General features: G+C 66.8%; 17 protein-coding genes and 1 pseudogene. 5 read left to right on the top strand and 13 right to left on the bottom strand.

The window, feature by feature from the left end:
- Positions 1-77 precede the first annotated feature (77 nt).
- From fabR to D9R12_RS06845, 3 genes and pseudogenes are all read left to right on the top strand, one after another.
- Complete coding sequence (gene fabR, locus D9R12_RS06855; RefSeq protein ID WP_244671790.1) at positions 78-734, top strand: HTH-type transcriptional repressor FabR; 657 nt, start codon at positions 78-80, stop codon at positions 732-734.
- Positions 735-859: 125 nt separating this feature from the next.
- Entirely contained in the window at positions 860-1,924 is a 1,065-nt protein-coding gene (locus tag D9R12_RS06850) for a TraB/GumN family protein (RefSeq protein WP_122229258.1), read from the top strand.
- A gap of 69 nt (positions 1,925-1,993) precedes the next feature.
- Positions 1,994-2,299: pseudogene (locus D9R12_RS06845) on the top strand (TetR family transcriptional regulator); the annotation flags it as partial.
- A 21-nt stretch (positions 2,300-2,320) separates the two neighbouring features.
- Here the strand turns inward: D9R12_RS06845 and D9R12_RS06840 are convergent.
- Both D9R12_RS06840 and D9R12_RS06835 read right to left on the bottom strand, forming a co-directional pair.
- A complete protein-coding gene (locus tag D9R12_RS06840) occupies positions 2,321-3,064 on the bottom strand; it encodes a hypothetical protein (protein WP_122229256.1) in 744 nt (247 codons plus the stop codon).
- Between the two features lie 236 nt (positions 3,065-3,300).
- On the bottom strand, positions 3,301-4,944 hold the full coding sequence (locus D9R12_RS06835; RefSeq protein ID WP_122229254.1) for an acyl-CoA dehydrogenase family protein: 1,644 nt from the start codon (positions 4,942-4,944) through the stop codon (positions 3,301-3,303).
- Between D9R12_RS06835 and D9R12_RS15570 the strand changes: the two genes are divergently transcribed.
- Together D9R12_RS15570 and D9R12_RS15565 are read left to right on the top strand one after the other, a co-directional pair.
- Positions 4,943-5,122, top strand: a complete 180-nt coding sequence (locus tag D9R12_RS15570; RefSeq protein ID WP_147475057.1) for a hypothetical protein — start codon at positions 4,943-4,945, stop codon at positions 5,120-5,122. The genes D9R12_RS06835 and D9R12_RS15570 overlap by 2 nt on opposite strands.
- Before the next feature lie 219 nt (positions 5,123-5,341).
- Positions 5,342-5,530, top strand: coding sequence for a hypothetical protein (locus tag D9R12_RS15565; protein WP_147475056.1), 189 nt, complete (start codon positions 5,342-5,344; stop codon positions 5,528-5,530).
- Here D9R12_RS15565 and D9R12_RS06830 read toward each other — a convergent pair.
- The 11 genes from D9R12_RS06830 to D9R12_RS06780 all read right to left on the bottom strand — a co-directional run bounded on the left by D9R12_RS06830 (position 5,518) and on the right by D9R12_RS06780 (position 19,685).
- A complete protein-coding gene (locus tag D9R12_RS06830) occupies positions 5,518-6,879 on the bottom strand; it encodes an NAD-dependent succinate-semialdehyde dehydrogenase (protein ID WP_122229252.1) in 1,362 nt (453 codons plus the stop codon). The genes D9R12_RS15565 and D9R12_RS06830 overlap by 13 nt on opposite strands.
- A 289-nt stretch (positions 6,880-7,168) precedes the next feature.
- A complete protein-coding gene (locus D9R12_RS06825) occupies positions 7,169-8,686 on the bottom strand; it encodes an efflux transporter outer membrane subunit (protein WP_122229250.1) in 1,518 nt (505 codons plus the stop codon).
- Positions 8,687-8,696: 10 nt separating this feature from the next.
- A complete protein-coding gene (locus D9R12_RS06820) occupies positions 8,697-10,280 on the bottom strand; it encodes an MDR family MFS transporter (RefSeq protein WP_122229248.1) in 1,584 nt (527 codons plus the stop codon).
- Positions 10,277-11,533, bottom strand: a complete 1,257-nt coding sequence (locus tag D9R12_RS06815; RefSeq protein ID WP_122229246.1) for an HlyD family secretion protein — start codon at positions 11,531-11,533, stop codon at positions 10,277-10,279. Before D9R12_RS06815 ends, D9R12_RS06820 begins: the two co-directional genes overlap by 4 nt.
- A 160-nt stretch (positions 11,534-11,693) precedes the next feature.
- A complete protein-coding gene (locus tag D9R12_RS06810; protein WP_122229244.1) occupies positions 11,694-12,533 on the bottom strand; it encodes an ABC transporter permease subunit in 840 nt (279 codons plus the stop codon).
- Between the two features lie 2 nt (positions 12,534-12,535).
- Positions 12,536-13,486 (bottom strand): ABC transporter permease subunit, encoded by a 951-nt coding sequence (locus D9R12_RS06805; RefSeq protein ID WP_014160367.1) that lies wholly within the window; start codon positions 13,484-13,486, stop codon positions 12,536-12,538.
- Positions 13,483-14,628 carry an ABC transporter ATP-binding protein gene (locus tag D9R12_RS06800; RefSeq protein ID WP_244671789.1) on the bottom strand — a complete coding sequence of 382 codons (1,146 nt, stop codon included), beginning with the start codon at positions 14,626-14,628 and terminating at the stop codon, positions 13,483-13,485. Before D9R12_RS06800 ends, D9R12_RS06805 begins: the two co-directional genes overlap by 4 nt.
- A 137-nt stretch (positions 14,629-14,765) precedes the next feature.
- Positions 14,766-15,911 (bottom strand): polyamine ABC transporter substrate-binding protein, encoded by a 1,146-nt coding sequence (locus D9R12_RS06795; protein ID WP_122229240.1) that lies wholly within the window; start codon positions 15,909-15,911, stop codon positions 14,766-14,768.
- A gap of 96 nt (positions 15,912-16,007) precedes the next feature.
- A complete protein-coding gene (locus D9R12_RS06790) occupies positions 16,008-17,372 on the bottom strand; it encodes an aspartate aminotransferase family protein (RefSeq protein ID WP_122229238.1) in 1,365 nt (454 codons plus the stop codon).
- 166 nt (positions 17,373-17,538) lie between these two features.
- Entirely contained in the window at positions 17,539-18,924 is a 1,386-nt protein-coding gene (locus D9R12_RS06785; protein WP_122229236.1) for a glutamine synthetase family protein, read from the bottom strand.
- Entirely contained in the window at positions 18,921-19,685 is a 765-nt protein-coding gene (locus tag D9R12_RS06780; RefSeq protein ID WP_122229234.1) for a gamma-glutamyl-gamma-aminobutyrate hydrolase family protein, read from the bottom strand. Before D9R12_RS06780 ends, D9R12_RS06785 begins: the two co-directional genes overlap by 4 nt.

Raw genomic sequence — 19,685 nt, 5'->3', positions numbered from 1 at the left:
TCTGTCTATACACTTGTGCATTCATGATGCGACTATGATCCATTGACCCGGCTGCCCCGGGAAAAGGATTGCCCGCCATGTCCGTTCCGGAATCTGCCATCGACAGCACCGCAGAAGACGCCGCTCCCGTCCGCCGGGCCGGCATTTCGCGCCAGGACCTGCTGGCGGCGGCCCTGCGCCTGGTCGGCCCGCATCGCAGCCTGTCCTCGCTGAGCCTGCGCGAGGTGGCCCGCGAGGCCGGGATCGCGCCCAATTCCTTTTACCGCCAGTTCCGCGACATGGACGAACTGGCCGTGGCCCTGATCGACCTGGCCGGCAGCTCGCTGCGCCAGATCATCGGCCAGGCCCGCCGGCGCGCGCTGCGCGCCGAGCGCAGCGTGATCCGCACCTCGGTGGAAACCTTCATGGAACAGCTGCGCGCCGACGACAAGCTGCTGCACGTGCTGCTGCGCGAAGGCATGGTCGGCTCGGATGCGTTCAAGGCCGCGGTCGAGCGCGAGCTGAGCTATTTCGAGGACGAGCTGAAGGTGGACCTGATCCGCCTGGCCGCCGCCGACGGCGCGACCCTGCACGAGCCGGCGCTGGTCTCCAAGGCGATCACCCGCCTGGTCTTCGCCGCCGGTGCCACCGCCATGGACCTGCCGCCCGAACGCGACCCGGAGCTGGTGGAGCAGCTCTCGACCATGCTGCGGATGATCCTGACCGGCTCGCGGGCGATGGCCTCCAGCGCCTGAGCTCTCCAAGTGAGGCATCGCCAGAAGGTTTCTGGCCGGCAATGGCGCTTTGAACAGCGCGCCGCGTAGATCACGCATGCAATTGACTTCATGCAGTTCATTGGATCACTAAACAGAGCGAACTCATGCGCCACACCACAGCAGTTTTTGCAGTGATTCTCGCCGGTGGCAGTCTTGCTGCGATGCTGCCGGCATCGGCACAGCAGACGCCGCAGACCGAAGCGCCCCAGCCTCCCGCTGCGCAGGCCGAACCGAGCACCATGGGCACCGTGGTCGTGACCGGTTCGCTCCCCGGGCCAGGCCTATGGCGAGTGACCAGGGGACAACACACCCTCTACATCCTTGGCACCATCAGCCCACTGCCCAGCGGCATGGACTGGAACGCGGCGCAAGTCGAGTCAGTCCTTGCACAGGCGCAGGAAGTCATCGCCCCCGGACGCGCACAGAACAAGGTCGGCATCGGCGCAGCGTTCAAGATCGCCTCGCTGGCCCGCTCAGCCATGAAGGCCACCCGTATCCCGGATAGGCAAACGCTCCAGGATTTGCTACCCGCCCCGGTTTTCAGCCAGTGGCGCGCGCTGAAGGCGAAATACTTGCCCAATGACACCGCTGTGGAGCGCGTCCGGCCGATCTTTGCCTCCCAGGAACTTTATTCCAGTGCGATTTCTGCCTCGGGGATGACGGGCTCAGCGCTGGTCTGGGATCGCGTATCAGCGCTTGCAAAGGCCAAGGGCGTGGCGATCACTGAAACCGACGTCAACTTTCCCCTCGTGATCGACCGGGACAAGTACAAGGCCGGTATCCAGGCGCTGTCCAACGCGCGCGCGGACGAGGTGAGCTGCTTTACCGAAACTCTCGATACGCTGGAGTCAGACTTGGAGGCGATGAAGCAGACGGCAAACGCCTGGGCCACCGGCGATCCTGCTGTACTGGGCGCGCCAGGCAACGTCGAAAGACAGCCTGCCTGCAAGGCCGAATACGATCGACTGATGGGGTTCCAGGAGCGGCCGGAGTTGGCCGCGCAGGCGCGTGCGAAGTGGCTGGCGGCTGCCCAGTCAGCGCTGGACCGAAACCAGGTCACCCTGGCGGTGCTACCGATCGCTGACCTGGTGGGCGCTGATGGACAGCTGGCCCAACTGAGCGCCAAGGGCTATCAGGTGAGTGCACCTGATGATGCGTCATCGGATTAACCCGCGACGCCCCACCCTTCCTGAGGCAGGACCCGCTCACTTCACCCAATATGCCGGAAAACCCACGGTGAGCTGCTGCACGTGCTGCTGTGCGAAGGCATGGTCGGCTCCGATGCGTTCAAGGCCGCGGTCGAGCGCGAGCTGAGCTATTTCGAGGACGAGCTGAAGGTGGACCTGATCCGCCTGGCCGCCGCCGACGGCGCGACCCTGCACGCGCCGGCGCTGGTCTCCAAGGCAATCACCCGCCTGGTCTTCGCCGCCGGTGCCACCGCCATGGACCTGCCGCCCGAACGCGACCCGGAGCTGGTGGAGCAGCTGTCGACCATGCTGCGGATGATCCTGACCGGCTCGCGGGCGATGGCGCACGGCAGCTGACGCGGGCCACCGAAGCGCGCTTCAATGCCGGGCAGTACGACGGATCGGTTGCGAAGCCGGTTCAAGATGTCGCTGCAGCAGGCGCAGCTGTTCGTAAGCGATGCACATCACGACATCAGCGCCATGGCCGCTGCCATCGCTTCCAAACTCTGAGCTGTGCTCGCAGCTTGTCCTGGCCGCCTTGCTCCACGCGGGATAGCGCTCTTCGGTCATCGATGAAGTCGCCGGCTGACGCAGGCGTGACTCGATCACCTGATCCAGATAGCTCGACAGGTTGCTGGTACAGAAGTTCTGGTTGAACTGGTCGAACCGGCAGGGACGAAGGGTCGCTTTGGCGCATTCAATGGTGGCTTGATCCGAGACAAACGGACTGGCAATGCAGGCATCCAGTGCCGCCTTGTCCGGTGTGTGTTCGCAACCCGGGGCCGGGAAATGCGGCTGCTGCGTCTCAAAGACCGGATCAGGATAGAAAATGCAGTCCTCCAGCACATCGCGCGTCTGGACGAACTGGATCCTGACCGGCAATTCGCGCGTCGCGTGCTTCCAGCGCCCTTCGAGCCCCGTCGCCGTGTAGAAGCCCAATGGTCCATCCTGTCTGGCGGTTCCATGCGACACGAAGTGCAGGTCGAACTTTCCGCCGCCAGGCTCAGTCAGGGTCAGCACTGAGCCATCGACGGCCGCGGTGAGTGGAATTTTTTCCCCCCGTGACGCATACGAGTAATGGATATCCACCAACGTGTGCTGCTCGTCCAGGGTCGCGATCATCGCGATTGGTGCCTCGCCTACGTTTCCGCGCATGCCAAGCTGATCGAGCCGCCTAACTTCCCGCCCAGCTGCACTTGCAGGCATCCCGCCGCATGCCACACTGAGAGTGAGCACCAACATTAGCAGGAATCGAGCCACGTGATCGAGTCGGTCTCGAAGTGGGGTGAGGTCCTTCATCTGAGGCTCGTTTATCGTGGTCATGGCACACATTTACTTCAGCAAGCCCATGATGCACCTCACGCCGGCAACGCCCGCCCGATCAACATCCTGAAATCGGCACCGGCCGGCAGCGTGCCCAGTGCCAGTCCGTGCTGTCCACCCAGGCGCGAGCGACAGAACAGCTCGGCGGCCGGGCTGCCGGCGCGCAGCAGCACGCTGGCCTGCAGCAGCAGGGCAAGATGTTCCACCAGCAGGCGGGCGCCGGCCTCGACGGTGTGGCCTGCGGCCAGCTGCGCGGCGACAACCTCGAACTGGCGGTCGTAGGCGTGGTCCAGGCCGCGCGCGGCGGCCAGTTCGGCCAGCAGCACCTGCCCGCATTCGGGCTCTTTGGCCAGCGCGCGCAGCACGTCCAGGCACTGGATGTTGCCGCTGCCTTCCCAGATGCCGTTGAGCGGTGACTGGCGGAACAGCCGTGGCAGGATCGATTCCTCCACGTAGCCCGCCCCGCCCAGGCACTCCTGTGCCTCGTTGACGAAGGCCGGGGCGCGCCGGCAGATCCAGTATTTGCCGATCGCGGTGGCCACCCGGGCCAAGGCCGCCTCGGCCGGCGCGGTGGGCGCGCGATCCACCGCGGCGGCCACGCGCAGGCACAGGGCCAGGGCCGCTTCCCATTCCAGCGACAGGTCAGCCAGCACGTTGCGCATCAGCGCGTGTTCGACCAGGGCCTTGCCGAAGGTGCTGCGATGGCGCGTGTGATGCACGGCCTGGGCCAGGGCCATGCGCATCTCGGCGGTGGCCGCCAGCATGCAATCCAGGCGGGTCAGCATGACCATCTGCAGGATGGTCGCCACGCCACGGCCTTCGGCGCCGACCCTGCGTGCCCAGGCGCCGGTGAACTCGACTTCGCCGGAGGCGTTGGCCCAGTCGCCGAGCTTGTCCTTCAGGCGCATCAGCTGGAAGGCGTTCTTCTGACCATCGGGCAGCCGCCGCGGCAGCAGGAAGCAGGTCAGGCCACCCGGCGCCTGGGCCAGCACCAGCCAGCCATCGGACATCGGCGCGGAGAAGAACCACTTGTGCCCGACCAGCGTGTATTCCCCCTCGACCGAGGTCGCGGTGGCGCAGGTGGTGTTGCCGCGCACGTCCGAGCCGCCCTGCTTCTCGGTCATGCCCATGCCGACGGTGATGCCGGCCTTGTCGGCGATGGGCACATCGCGCGGGTCGTAGTGCGGCGCGGCGGCCTTGTCGGCCCACGCCTGCAGGGCAGGCTCGCGGCGCAACACGGGCACGGCGGCATGGGTCATGGTCAGCGGACAGCTGGTGCCGGCCTCGGCCTGGTGATGCAGGTAACTGAGCGCGGCGCGGGCGACGTGGGCCCCGGGCTGCGGGGCGTGCCAGGACAGCCCGGCCACGCCGTGTTCCTTGGCCGCCTGCATCAGCTGGTGATAGGCGGGGTGGAATTCGACCAGGTCGATGCGATGGCCGAAGCGGTCGTGGGTCTTCAGCCGCGGCTTGTCGCCATTGGCCTCGAAGCCCAGCGCGTACAGCGTGCTGCCGGCCAGCGCGCCATAGCCGGCCAGCGCCGCATCGAAGGCCGCGGCGCCTGCGCGCGCCAGGCCCTCACGCAACACCGCGTCATCGGCATGCAGATCGCGTGGTGCAAACTCCGGCGGCTGGTTGTCCACCACGTGCGTGGCGAACGAGCGCGTGCTGGGTGTGTCCATGGGTCCTCCTCCCGGCCTGCGATTGTGCCGCAAGCTGCTGACGGGCGTTGACCCTCCCTGTGGTCTGGCCGACGGCCAGGTCGGCGCCCACGACAACACCGAGGCGATCATCCGCGCGATGAACGAAGCCGGGATCGCCGCCAAAACCTTTCGCACCGATGACGGTGGCGAGGAGTGAAGGTGCCTCGCTCTCGGTTGTTGCATTTTTGCCGTCATCCCCGCGAAGGCGGGGATCCAGTGGCACTGCGCACGATGACGGATTTGCGAGGAAGGCCTCTGGGTTCCCGCCTTCGCGGGAACGACGTCTGCTGTTTCTGCTACGAGGCGTCTCCATGAAGCGCTTCGCCGACTCTACAAGGCGCTGGACGAACGCACCGCCACCCTGGACAAGCGCGCGGTGCTGATCGCCTACGGCCGCGCCCTGCTTGCCGCATTGCTGGATGCGCACGACGATCCTCGCATCGTGATTTCGCAACAGATGCAGGCCGGCAGCTGGAAGGTAGCCGCGCAACTGCCCATCCCTTCATCGGATGTCCCCAGGGCGTTGCGTTTCGCACGCCCGGGCAGATGCGGTCAGGCCACGTAAACCGTCTTGATGTTGGTGAACTCGTGGATGCCGTGGCGGGCGAGCTCGCGGCCATGGCCCGAGCGCTTGGTCCCGCCGAACGGCAACCGCACATCGCTCTTGACCAGCGCGTTGACGAAGGCCGAGCCGCACTGCAGCTGCTGGGCCACGCGTTCGCCGCGTTCGACGTCGCTTGTCCAGACGCTGCCGCCCAGACCGAAGCTGGTGTCGTTGGCCACGCGCACGGCTTCGGCCTGGTCCTTGACCCGCACGATGCTGGCGACCGGGCCGAACAGTTCTTCTGTGTAGGCGGCCATGCCGGGCCGCACGCCATCCAGGATGGTCGCCGGATAGTCGGCATGGCCCGGGCCGGGCTTGCCGCCCAGCAGCACCCTGGCGCCGTCGGCCACGCTGCTGGCGACCTGGCGGTGCAGCGCATCGCGCAGGTCCTGGCGCGCCATCGGCGCCAGCGTGGTGGCCGCATCGTTGGGGTCGCCGGTCTGCAGCTTGCCGGCCGCTTCGACGAAGCGCTGCACGAAGGCATCGGCGATGGCATCGACCACGATGAAGCGCTTGGCCGCGATACAGGTCTGGCCGGCGTTGTCGAACCGGCCCTTCACCGCCGCGGCCACGGTCTTGTCCAGGTCGGCATCGTCCAGCACCACGAAGGCATCGCTGCCACCCAGTTCCATCACGCACTTCTTCAGCACGCTGCCGGCGGTGGCGGCGATCGACTTGCCGGCGCGCTCGGAGCCGGTCAGCGTGACCGCAGCGATGCGCGGGTCGCGAATGACTTCGGCCGCCTGGTCGTTGTCGATGTGCAGCACGCCGAACACGCCTTCGGGCACGCCAGCGGCGCGCAGCGCATCGGCGATCGCATCAGCGCAGCGCGGCACATTGGTGGCGTGCTTGAGCAGTGCGGTGTTGCCGACCATCAGGGTCGGGGCCAGGAACCGGAACACCTGCCAGATCGGGAAGTTCCACGGCATCACCGCAAACACGCAGCCAATCGGCTCGTAGCGCACATAGCTGGCGCGCGCCTCGGTCTTGATTGGCTCGGGCTGCAGATACCCCGCGGCATGGTCGGCGTAGTAATCGCAGGCGCCGGCGCACTTGTCCACTTCGGCCAGCGCTTCGCCCTTGAGCTTGCCCATCTCGGCGGTCATCAGTTGCGCGATCGCCTCGCGCCGCTCGCGCAACACCTCGCCCACGCGATGCAGCACGCCCGCGCGCTGCTCGAGCGAACGCTGGGCCCATTCGGGAAACGCGGTCTGCGCCGCGTGCAGGATGGCCTCGACGGTGTTGGCACCCATCAGCTCCTGGCGATGCTCGACCTGGCCGGTGGCGGGATTGGGGGTTTCGGTGATCATGTGCGTCTCCGTAAGTCAAAAATATAGGCGGCCATGATCCTCGCGGCGCCGTTAGAGGGTCGTGCCTGCCGTGGCCGCCCCCCCCCCCCGACAGGCCGCTTCAGCCAGCTGAAGTGTCCCGTTGGGCAGGATCCGCTCTGCCCTGGGAACTGCCGAGTTTGGGCAGGGTCCAGCCAGGCGGACCGGCGCACTTGCCGCGTGCGCGATCTGCCGGTGGGAGCCGCCACGGCGGCGATCGGGACAGACCGGGAAGACCGCTTCGCCGCGGCTCCCACAACTTGAGTCGAGGTCAGCGGGAGGCAGTATCGGGCTGGGCGGCACCCGGCACCGGCGCGTCCTGCCAGCCCAGGCCCAGGCTCTTCTGCAGGGCAATGAAATCCACCACCAGCTGGACCTGCGCCTGCACGGCGCGGTCGGTGGCCGACAGCTGCTGGCGCTGCACGTCCAGCAGGTCAACCAAGGACGAGGCGCCGGCGTGGTTGCGCTGTTGCATGAGTTCCGAAGCACGATCGGCCGAGGTCTGCGCCTGCTGCGCCACCAGCGCCTGCCTGCGCGCCGAACCCAGGTTGGACAGCGCGGTGTTGGCGTCCTGCAGCGCGGCCAGCACCGTGTTTTCGTATGCGGCCAGGCGAGCTTCGGTGCCGGCGCGCGCCTGGGCGACCTGCGCCTTGATCCGGCCGAAATCGAAGATCGACCAGCGCAGCATCGGTGCAAGCAACGTCGCCGTCGAATCGCCGCCCAGATCACCCGGCGAGGTCCCCACCGCCACGTAATTGCCCACCAGCGTGACCTGCGGGAAATAGCCCGACAGCGCCTGGCCGATCTGGGCGTTTGAAGCGGCCAGCTCACGTTCAGCCTGGCGCACGTCGGGGCGACGGCGGATCAGCGCGGCCGGATCATCGACCCTGACCTGCGCCGGCAGCTGCGGAATCGGCTGCTGCGCAGCCAGGCGCGCATCCAGCGCACCGGGCACCTGGCCGATCATCAGCGCCAGCTGGTCCAGCGCCGCTTCGCGCTGGGCCTGCAGCGGCAGCAGCATCGCTTGCTGTTGCTGCAGCTGGCCGCGCATGCGCTCGACCTGCAGGTCCGAGGCGGCACCGCGACCGCGCCGCTGCTGGGTCAGCTCCAGCGAGCGCTGCGCGCTGACCACGTTGCCCTGGCCAAGGTCGATGCGCTGCTGCAGGCCGCGGTAGTTCACGTAGACCTGGCCGATCTCGGCGGCCAGGCGCACCTGGGCGTCGGCGAGCTGCGCCTGCGCGGCCTCGGCCTGGGCAGCGGCACCTTCCAATGCGCGGCGCCGGCGCCCGAAAAAATCCAGCTCCCAGCTGGCGTCGAACCCGGCCACATACAGGTCCTCGTCCAGCTCCAGGTTCTCGCTGGCCTGGCGGATGGCCGTGCCAGTCGCCGGATCGGTCGCCTGGGCAAGGCCCTCGGCGGCATCACGGCTGGCGTCCTCGGCCGAGTCCGGCGCCTCCACCCGCGCGTAGGCGCCCAGCGCGCCGACCTGCGGCAGGCGCTCGGCGCGACGCTGCGCAGCCAGTCCGCGCGCGGCACGCACCCGCGCATCGGCGGCGCGCAGGTTGGGACTGTGCGCCAGCGCGGTGTCGATCAGCCAGGTCAGCTGCGGATCGTTCAGCTGCAGCCACCAGCGGCTGGGCGGCAACGCGCTGACCACCCCGGCATTGGCGGCGCGATGCAGCTGCGGCGCGTTGACCGCCGCGGGCGCGACCTCCGGACGCACGTAGTTGGGGCCCAGTACGCAGCCGGCCAGCAGCAGCGCCGTCAGCGCCAGCAGTGCGCTGCGCACACCGGACAGATCAGTGCATTGCAAGGTGTGCCCCTTTCGGCAAAGGCTTGAGCAGGAAGGCCAGCGGGATCGAACAGGCCACGATCACCCCGAAGATCCAGAACAGGTCGTTGTAGGTCATCACCAGCGCCTGCAGCTGGACGGTCTGCGCAAACGCGCCGATCGCCTGCATCGGCGCATCGGCGCCGCTGCCCTGCAGCGCGCCGCTGAGCTGCTGCATGTAGTCCTGGCCCAGCGGCGAATTGGCCGTGGTGGCACTGCCCAGGACCTGGGTGTGATAGGTCAGGCGCCGGTCCTGGAACGTGGAGATCAGGGCCAGGCCGATCGAGCCGCCCAGGTTGCGCGCGGCGTTGAACAGGCCCGAGGCATCGCCGGCCAATTCGGTCGGCACCGCACTGATGGCGGCCTGGTTGAGCGAGAGCATCGCCAGCGCCAGGCCGCAGCCCTGCAGCAACTGGCCGGCGACAAAGTCGGTACCGACGCTTTCGTCGGTCAGATCGATATTGATGAAGCATGCCGCGCCGAAGCACAGCAGCCCGCTGATCACCAGCACGCGCACGTCCACCGTCTGCAGCAGGCGTGGCATGAATGGCATCAGCAACACCGTGGGCAGGCCGGCCAGCAGCAGCACGTAGCCGGATTGCTCGGTGTTGTAGCCGGAGACCATCGCCAGGAACTGCGGGATCATGTACATCACGCCGAACAGGATCATGCCAACCGCAAGTATCATCAGGAACACCGCGCCGAAGCTGCGGTTGAGCAGCACCTTGAGCTGGATCACCGGTTCGCGGCTGATGAACTGCGACAGCAGCAGCGCGGCCAAACCCACCGCCGCCAGCGCCGACAGCCACACGATGAACGTCGACTCGAACCAGCGCTCGCGCTGGCCGTCCTCCAGCACCACGGTCAACGCGCCCAGCCCGGCGGTCAGGCCGAAGATGCCCAGCCAGTCCGCCTCCAGCAGCCCGGCCCAGTTGGCCTGCTCGTGTTCCAGGCCCAGCAGCAGCAGCGCCAGCAGGCCCAGGCACACCGGCACGTTGATGAAGAACGCGTAGTGCCAGCTGACGTTCTCGGTCAGCCAGCCGCCCAGCAGCGGACCGATCACCGGCCCCATGATCACGGTCATGCCGAACAGCGCCGTGCCCAGGGTCTGCTGCGACGGCGGCAGGCGGGTGGCCACGATGGTCAGCGCCGTGGGGATCAGCGCGCCGCCGGCAAAGCCCTGGCCGACCCGGCCGATGATCATCATCGGCAACGAGGTGGCCAGCCCGCACATCACCGAGAACGCGGTGAACATCACCGCGCAGATCAGCAGGAAGTTGCGCAGCCCCAGGGTGCGCACGAACCAGCCGGTCAGCGGGATCATCACGATCTCACTGACCAGGTAGGCGGTGGAAATCCAGGTGCCCTCGGTGCCACTGGCGCCGACTTCACCCTGGATGGTGGGCAGGGCGGCATTGACGATGGAAATATCCAGGGTCGCCATGAACGAGCCGATGGTGCCGGCGGCCACGGCCAGCCAGGCGCCTGTGTCGGCTTTTTGTGCGCCGCCGGACTGCGCCCTGCCGCCTGCGCTGGCGCCGGTCGCGCTCACGGGCGTGCGGCGTCCTGACGTTCGGCTTCGTCCTCGGTGCGCTCCCTGGCGTCCCTGGCCGAGCGCGTATCGACCGTGGCGATCACCGACATGCCCGGCACCAGCACCTTGCGCGCCTCTGGACCGGCTTCGACGCGGATGCGCACCGGCACCCGCTGCACGACCTTGGTGAAGTTGCCGGTGGCGTTTTCCGGCGGCAGCAGTGCGAACTGCGCGCCGGTGCCGGGCGAGAGGCTCTGCACATGGCCCTGCAGGCTGACCCCGGGCAGCGCGTCCACTTCGATCTCCACCGGCTGGCCTTCGCGCATCAGTCCGACCTGGGTTTCCTTGTAGTTGGCGGTCAGGTACAGCGCATGGATGGGCACGATGGTCATGGTGCGCGTGCCGGCACCAAGGAACTGGCCGACCTGCACGGTCTTGTCGCCCACCCGACCGTCGATGGCAGCCTTCAGGTGGGTGTCCTCCACCGCCACCTGGGCCTGGTCGACGTTGGCCTGGGCCTGCTTCAGACCGGCCCGGGCCTGCTCCAGCTGCGCCTCGCCCGCGGCGATCTGGCTCTGCGCGCTGGTGACCTGGGCCATGGCCGCCTCGTACTGGGCCTTGGCCTGGTCGCGCTGCTGCTGCAGCTGCTCCTGGTGCTCGTGGGTGTCGGCGCCGGAGGCGGCCAGCGGCGCGAAGCGGGCGACCTCGGCATTGGCGAACTTCAGCTGGACCGCGGCCGAGGTGACCTGGGTACGCGACTGCGCCAGCTGGGCACGGTAACCGTCCAGGCCGGCCTGGGCGGCCTCGATGTCGGCCTGGCGCAGGGCCACGGCGGCCTGGGCCTGTTCCAGCTGCGCGCGATAGGTGCGGTCGTCGATCTGCAGCAGTGGCTGGCCGGCCTTCACCCAGGCGTGGTCCTGCACGTAGATCGCAGTGACGTAGCCATTGACCCGCGGCGCCACGGCGACCGAATCGGCCTGCAGGTAGGCATCGTTGGTTTCCTGCAGGTAGCGGCCGACCAGCAGGTGGTAGACCAGCCAGGCAATCAGCAGCACCAGGGCCACGATGCCGGCCACGATCAGGGTCCATTTCACTTTCGGATTCTTCAGCGGCGAAGGCTTTCCAGGACCGTCCTTGTCCGCGCCACCCGCCTGGCCGTCAGCCCCGCCCTGCCCGTTATCCCTGCCTTGATCCCTGCCTTGATCCTTGCCTCGATCCTTGTCCCGGGCGCGTGCCTGGTCGTTGTGGTCGTCGTCTTCGTGTTGGCTCAAGGCGGCAGGTCCTGCTGGGTGGGATGGGTATGGGCCCGACCTGCACCAGGCACCGGGCGGCCGAGATGCCGGCCTCAATGCCGTGCAAATACGCCGCCGGATGCTAGATCACGACAACCGCATGACGTTGTGAAAGTGAAACTCGAAGTCCCACTTCTTGTCAATCATGTTCCTGCAGTGCCAGCTGAATGTCCCGCCGGCGGCGCTTTTCGCTGCGCGACATCAGCCACCAGCCGATGAAGGCGCAGACCGAGACGATGGCAATCATCAACGTGGCCAGCGCGTTGATCTTGGGGCTCAGCCCCAGGCGCACCGAGGAAAACACTTTCACCGGCAGCGTGGTCGAGCTGGGACCGGAGACGAAGCTGGCGATCACCACGTCGTCCAGCGACAGGGTGAAGGCCAGCAGCCAGCCGGACACCAGGGCCGGGGCGATGATCGGCAGGGTGATCAGAAAGAACACCTTGATCCGGTTGGCGCCCAGGTCCATCGCGGCCTCTTCCAGCGACTTGTCCAGCTCGGCCATGCGCGAGGACACCACCACGGTGACGAACGCCAGCGCGAAGGTGGTATGGGCGATCCAGATCGAGAGCATGCCCTTGGGCTGGAAATGGAACAGATCACCCAGCGAGACGAACATCAGCAGCATCGACAGGCCAATGATCACATCGGGCATGACCAGCGGCGCGGTGATCAACCCGCCAAACAGGGTCTTGCCGGGGAAGCGGCGCATGCGCGTCATCACCAGCGCCGCCAGGGTCCCCAGCACCACCGAAGCGCAGGCCGTCCAGAACGCGATGCGCAGGCTGACCCAGGCCGCCTCCAGCATCGACGCATCGCGCAGCAGCTCGCCGTACCACTTGAACGAAAACCCCGCCCACACCGTGGCCAGGCGCGAGCTGTTGACGCTCCACAGCATCAACAGCAGCACCGGCAGGTACAGGAAGGCAAATCCCAGACCCAGGATGATCCAGCTCGGCCAGCGCGCACGTCCGACCATGCTCACGTCAGCCTGCCTTCGATCTGGCGCTGCTGGACGCGGTTGAAGATCACGATCGGGATCATCAACAGCAGCAGCATGGCGATGGCCACTGCCGAGGCCAGCGGCCAGTCGCGGTTGGCGAAGAACTCGTTCCACAGCACCCGGCCGATCATCAGCGTGTCCGGGCCGCCCAGGAGTTCAGGGATCACGAACTCGCCCACGGCCGGGATCATCACCAGCATGCAGCCGGCAATGATGCCGGCGCGCGAGAGCGGCAAGGTGATCCTGAGGAACGCCTTCCAGGGCCGCGCGCCCAGGTCGTAGGCCGCTTCAAGCAGGTGCCCGTCATGCTTGACCAGGTTGGTGTACAGCGGCAGCACCATGAACGGCAGGTAGCAATAGACGATGCCGATGTAAGTGGCCAGCGGCGTGTACAGGATCTGCCGGCCCTCGATCCAGCCCAGCGACTGCAGCGCGTCGATCACCCCGATCCTTTCCAGCAGGCGCCCGACCGGCCCGCTGCTCTTGAGGATGCCGATCCACGCATAGACCCGGATCAGGAACGAGGTCCACGACGGCAACACCACCAGCATCATCGCGGTGTTGCGGCTCGAGGTCGGCAGCCTGGCGATGACGTAGGCCATCGGATAGCCGACCAGCAGGGTCAGCAAGGTCGCAATGGCCGCGATCTCGATCGAACTCCAGTAGGCGGCGATGTAGCCGTTCTGCAGCGCGCCCAGCTGCAGGAAGTTGGACAGGTTGAGCGTGAGCGCGACCTCGGCGCCGTCGATTTCCAGGATCGGCGTGTACGGCGGCATCGCAATGGCCAGCCGGGCGAAGGAAATCTTCAGCACGATCAGGAACGGGATGGCGAAGAACACCAGCATCCACAGGTAGGGAATGCCGATCACCCCCCAGCGCGGTCCGGGGGTCAGCTTGCGCAGCGCGTGGAAGACGCTGGCCGCGCTCATTGGGTCAGCACCACGCCGTCGTTGTCGCCCCACCACACCCACACCGTGTCGCCCCAGGTCATGCCTTCGCTGGCCCAGCGCTGGACGTTGGCGAAGTTGGCCATGATCGTGAAGCCTGTGGCCAGCTTGACGTGATAGACCGAGTGGCTGCCGAAATAGGCGATGTCCTCGATCACGCCGCGGGCCTTGTTGTGCGCCTGCGCCGGTTCGTCCTTGCCGATGCCGAGTTTTTCCGGGCGCACCGCGAAGGACACTTGCTGCCCTTCGAAACCGGAAATGCCGTGGCCGATGTAGATGGCCGTCTCCAGCTGTGGCGAACGCAGGGTCACAAATTCCGGCTCATCCTGGTCGATCACCGCGTCAATCATGTTGACCGAGCCGATGAAGCTGGCGGCGAAGCGGGTGGCCGGCTGCTCGTAGATTTCATCGGGCGGGCCGACCTGGCGGATGCGTCCGGCATCCATCAGCGCGATGCGGGTGGCCATGGTCATGGCCTCTTCCTGGTCGTGGGTGACCATCACGCAGGTCACCCCGGTCTTTTCGATGATCGAAACCAGCTCCAGCTGCATCAGGGTGCGCAGCTTCTTGTCCAGCGCGCCCATCGGCTCGTCCAGCAGCAGCAGCTTGGGCCCCTTGGCCAGCGAGCGCGCCAGTGCCACGCGCTGCTGCTGGCCGCCGGAGAGCTGGTGCGGCTTGCGCCTGGCCAGCTTGTTCAACTGCACCAGCGCCAGCATTTCCTCCACGCGCCTGGCGATGTCGGCCCTGGACATGCGGTCCTGCTTGAGCCCGAAGGCGATGTTCTGTTCGACCGTCATGTGCGGAAACAGCGCGTAGGACTGGAACATCATGTTGATCGGCCGCTCGTACGGCGGCAGGCCGTTGAGCGCCTGGCCGTCCAGGAAGATATGCCCGGCGGTGGGATGTTCGAACCCGCCCAGGCAGCGCAGCAGCGTGGACTTGCCGCAGCCCGAGCCGCCCAGCAGCGCGAAGATCTCGCCCTTGCGGATCGACAGGGTGATGTCGTCCAGCGCCACGAAGCCGTCGAACTCCTTGCGCACGTTCTCGATGCGCAGATAGCCTTCCGCGCCGGGCAGGTGCAAGGGCCCGTGGCCCGAAACCGCGTGCTGTTCCACTGCTGCCATGTCGGTCCCCGTCGCTGTCTGGTGCCGCGCGGCGCGTGCGGCCGGCGGTGCGTGGCGTGCGTCTCCTGGTGCGTGCGCAGACCTTGCCTCTGCCGCACGGCGCGCGGGGCAGGCCCGGTGGCCTGCCCCGCGACGGCTTACCTGTTGGTCTTCAGGTCGGTCCAGAGCCGGGTGTACTGCTTGTCCACTTCCGGCGGAATGATTGCGAAGGTGAACAGCTTGGCGGCCACTTCCGGTGGCGGATAGATGGTCGGATCGGAGGTGATCTGCTCGTCCATCAACTCCTTGGCCTTGGGAACCGCGTTGGGATAGCTGATGAAGTTGGAGTTGTTGGCCATCACCTGCGGATCAAGCAGGTAGTTGATATAGGCGTAGGCGTTGTCCACGTTCCTGGCGTCCTTGGGGATGGCCAGCATGTCGAACCACAGCGGCGCGCCTTCCTTCGGGATCGCATAAGCGATCTTGACCCCGTTGCCCGCTTCCTCGGCGCGGTCGCGCGCCTGGATCACGTCACCGGACCAGCCCACCACAAGACAGGTATCGCCGTTGGCCATCGCATCGATGTAGGAGGACGAATGGAACTGGCTGATCGACGGCCGGATGGTCTTGAGCAGCGCGGCGGCCTTGTCGATCACCTTCGGATCGGTGCTGTTGGGATCCTCGCCCAAGTAGTTCAGCGCGATCGGCACGATCTCGCTGGGGGTATCCAGGAAGGTCACCCCGCAGTCCTTGAGCTTGGCCAGGTTCTCCGGCTTGAACACCAGGTCCCAGCTGTTGGCGACATCGGTGTTGCCGAAGGCGGCCTTGACCTTGTCCACGTTGTAGCCGATGCCGGTGGTCCCCCACATGTAGGGCACGGCGTACCTGTTGCCCGGGTCCTGCTTCTCGATCCGCTTCATCATCTCCGGGTCGAGATTGGCGCTGTTGGGGATCTTGCTCTTGTCCAGCGGCATGAACACGCCGGCCTGGATCTGGCGGCCCAGGAAGTTCAGCGAGGGCACCACCACGTCGTAGCCGCTGGAGCCAGCCAGCAGCTTGGCCTCCAGCACCTCGTTGCTGTCGAACACGTCGTAGGTGACGGTGATCCCGGTGGCCTTCTCGAAGTTGGCATTGGTGTCCTCGGCGATGTAGTCGGACCAGTTGTAGACGTTGACCGTCTTGGAGCCGCCGCCGGCGGCCGGCTCCTGGTCACCTGCGGCCGATGTCTCTGGTGCCTTGTCGCCGCCACTGCAGGCGGCCAGTGTCGCCGCCGCCACCATCACATACAGCAATCGCAACTTCATCGCGTCTCTCCACTTGCGGCCCCATGCGGGGCGTTGGACAGGAAGTGCGGTCCACACACCGGTGCGGCTCGCGCGTTGATCCCTCCCCAGGGAACTTCAGATTGCAATCGCCTCGGCCGTCTCGTCCAGCGCCTTCCAGGCCTTGTCGAACAGCTCGTCCACCTGCGCGCGGGTGATCACCAGCGGCGGCGAGAGCAGCATCGAATCATAGGTGGCGCGCAGGATCAGGCCGTGACGCAACGCGTTGTCGCGGCACAGCGTGCCCACTGTACCGCGCTCGGCAAAGGTTGTGCGCTGGCCCTTGTGCGGGACCAGTTCCAGCGCGCCCATGAGCCCTGCGATGCGCGCCTGGCCGACCAGCCGATGCTCGCCCAGCTCGGCCCAGCGCTGGGCCAGGTACGGGGCGATGTGGTCGCGCGCGGTCTCGACGATCTTCTCCTCCTGCAGGATGCGGATGTTCTCCAGCGCCACCGCCGCGCACACCGGATGGCCGGAATAGGTGGCGCCGTGGGCCAGCTCGCCGCCCTGGTCCTTGAGCACGCCGGCCACCCGATCGTTGAACATCGCCGCGCCCAGCGGGATGTAGCCGGAGGTGATGCCCTTGGCGATCGGCATGACGTCCGGCTGGAAGCCGAAATACTGCGAGCCGAACCATTGCCCGGTGCGGCCGAACCCGCAGATCACCTCGTCGGCCACCAGCAGCACGTCGTACTTGCGGCAGATGCGCTCCACTTCGGGCCAGTAGGTGCGTGGCGGGATGTACACGCCAATCGCGCCCATGATCGGCTCGCCGATGAAGGCGGCCACCCGCTCGGGGCCAAGCTGCAGGATCTTGTCTTCCAGCCGGCGTGCGGCGACCAGGCCATATTCGTCCTCGGACAGGTCACCGCCGTCATAGAACCAGAACGGCGGCTCGATGTGGTGGATGTCGGGGATCGGCAGGCCGCCCTGGCCGTGCATGCCCTTCATCCCGCCCAGGCTGGCGCCGGCCATGGTGGTGCCGTGGTAGCCGTTGTGGCGGCCGATGAAGATGTTCTTGCGCGGCTGGTCCTGCACCGCCCAGAAATGGCGCACCAGCCGCAGGATGGTGTCGTTGGCTTCCGAGCCGGAATTGACGAAGAAGGCATGGTTGAGATCGCCGGGGGTCAGTTCGGCCAGCTTGGCCGCCAGCCGGATCGTCGGCTCGGTGGTGCACTGGAAAAAGCTGTTGTAGTAGGCCAGCTGGGTCATCTGCCTGGACGCCGCCTCGCCCAGCTCGCTGCGCCCGTAGCCGATGTTGACGCACCAAAGCCCGGCGAAGGCATCGAGCAGCTTGTTGCCCTCGGCATCCCAGACGTAGCAGCCCAGGCCCCTGGTCAGGATCCGGGTGCCCTTGGCCGCCAGCGCGCCGTTGTCGTTGAACGGATGCAGGTGGTGGGCGGCATCGAGGCCCTGGAGGATGCGGGTTTGTTGGATGTCCATCAGTCCTTCTTCTTTGATTGGTCAGAACAGGCGTTGGAAAGATTCAATGCAATCTGCCGTTGCCGTTGCCGTTGCTTTACGGCGCAGCCATGGCGGCTCGCGTCGGCGCCTGACGCGAAAAGCTGTTGCTCTGCGCCGTTCCCGAACACCGACTCAGCACCACCCCTCACACGTTCAACAACAGGAACTCCCGTTCCCACGAGCTGATCACCCGGAAGAAGGTCTCGTACTCCTTGCGCTTGACCGAGATGTAGGCGCGCACGAAGCGCGGGCCCAGCAGCTCGTGCAGCATCGTCGCCGCTTCCAGTTCGTCCAGCGCCTCGCCCAGCGAGCGCGGCAGTTCGAAACCCAGGTCCTGGGCGCTGGTCGCCAGCGGCGTGGTGGGCTTGAGCTTTTCCTGGATGCCCATCAGACCGCAGGCCAGGGTCGCGGCCATGGCCAGGTACGGGTTGGCGTCCGAGCCGGCGAAGCGGCTTTCCACGCGGGTGTTCTCCAGGGTGTCCTTGGGCACGCGCAGGCCGCAGGTGCGGTTGTCGTAACCCCACTGCACGTTGATCGGCGCGACCTGGCCGATCGCCAGGCGCCGGTAGGAATTCACGTTGGGGGCGAAGAAGGCCATGGTCAGCGGCGCGTACTTCTGCAGGCCACCGATGTAGTGATGGAAGGTCTTGCTCTCCTTGCCTTCCACCTTGCCGGCGAACACGTTCTTGCCGGTCTTGCGGTCCAGCACGCTCTGGTGGATGTGCATGGCGCTGCCCGGTTCGTTCTCCATCGGCTTGGCCAGGAAGGTGGCGTAGATGCCGTGGCGCAGCGCCGCCTCGCGCATGGTGCGCTTGAACAGGAACACCTGGTCAGCGCGGCTCAAGGCATCGGAATGGGTGAAGTTGACCTCCAGCTGGGCGGCGCCGGATTCATGGATCAGCGTGTCCACGTCCAGTTCCATCGCATCGCAGTAGTCGTACATCAGGTCCAGGATCGGGTCGAACTCGTTGACCGCGTCGATCGAATACGACTGGCGCGCGGTCTCCGGACGGCCGGAGCGGCCGGCCGGCGGCAGCAGCGGGAAATCCGGGTCGGTATTCTTCTGCACCAGGAAGAACTCCAGCTCCGGCGCCACCACCGGCTGCAGCCCGGCATCCTCGTAGGCCTTGAGCACGCGTCGCAGCACGTTGCGCGGGGCCAGCTCGTGCGGGACGTTGTCCTTGGTCCAGCAGTCGTGGATCACCTGCGCGGTCGGATCGGCGGCCCACGGCACCATGCGCACGGTGGACGGATCCGGGCGCAGGAACATGTCCGAATCCGACGGACTGGTCAGTTCGTAATAGTCGTCCGGATAGTCGCCGGTGACGGTGGTGGCGAAGATGCCTTCGGGCAGGCGGGTGCCGTAGTCGTGGCTGAACTTGTCGGCCGGGATGATCTTGCCGCGGGCGATGCCGGTGATGTCCGGCACCAGGCATTCGACCTCGGTGATGCGTCGCTCCTTGAGCCAGCGGCGCAGCGAATTCTCCGGCTGCTCGATCGGGGTGGCGCGTTGGACCAGGCGGCGACTCATGCGAAGGCAAGCTCGCGGCGAAGACGGGCACGGGCGCGACAGGCATCGCCAAACGCACGGAAGATGCCGGCATAAAAGGGGTTCTGGGTGAGCTTCCACTCCGGATGCCACTGCACGCCCAGCAGGAAGGTGGCGCCGCCATGGCGGAAGGCTTCGACCAGCCCGTCCGGGGCGGTGGCTTCAACAACCAGATCCTCGGCCAGCCGCTTGATGCCCTGCCCGTGCAGCGAGTTGACCTGTTGCTGCGCGCCGCCAACTGCGGCCAGCAGGCCGCCGGGGGCCAGGCTCACGACGTGGGCTGCACCATATTGCACGTCCAGAGACGCTTGCTGGTCCTCGCGGTGGTCCATCAGGCCGGGCACCGCGTGGACCTTCTGGTGCAGGGTGCCGCCCAGGGCCACATTGACCTCCTGGAAGCCACGGCAGACCGCCAGCATCGGCACGCCGACCGCCAGCGCTGCGCTCACCAGCGGCAGCGTGGTGGCATCGCGCGCCGGGTCGTGCAGGTTGCCCTCCCAGCTGGGCTCGTCGGAATAGTGATGCGGCTCGATGTTGCTGACCGCGCCGGTCAACAACAGGCCATCGACCGTCTCCAGCAGCACGGCCGGATCCAGCGGCGGACTCAGCGCCGGCCACAGCAGCGGAATCCCGCCGGCGCCATCGACCACCGCGCGCACATATTTCTCGCCGACCGCCACAAACGGGTGCAGCCCGATCTGGGTGCGGTCGGTGGGAATTCCGATCAGCGGCGGCTTGGCCAT

The sequence above is a fragment of the Pseudoxanthomonas spadix genome (assembly GCF_003703395.1).
Lineage (GTDB): Bacteria > Pseudomonadota > Gammaproteobacteria > Xanthomonadales > Xanthomonadaceae > Pseudoxanthomonas_A > Pseudoxanthomonas_A spadix.
Note: the sequence above shows the minus strand (reverse complement) of the source record. Positions and strands in the feature narration are given on the sequence as shown.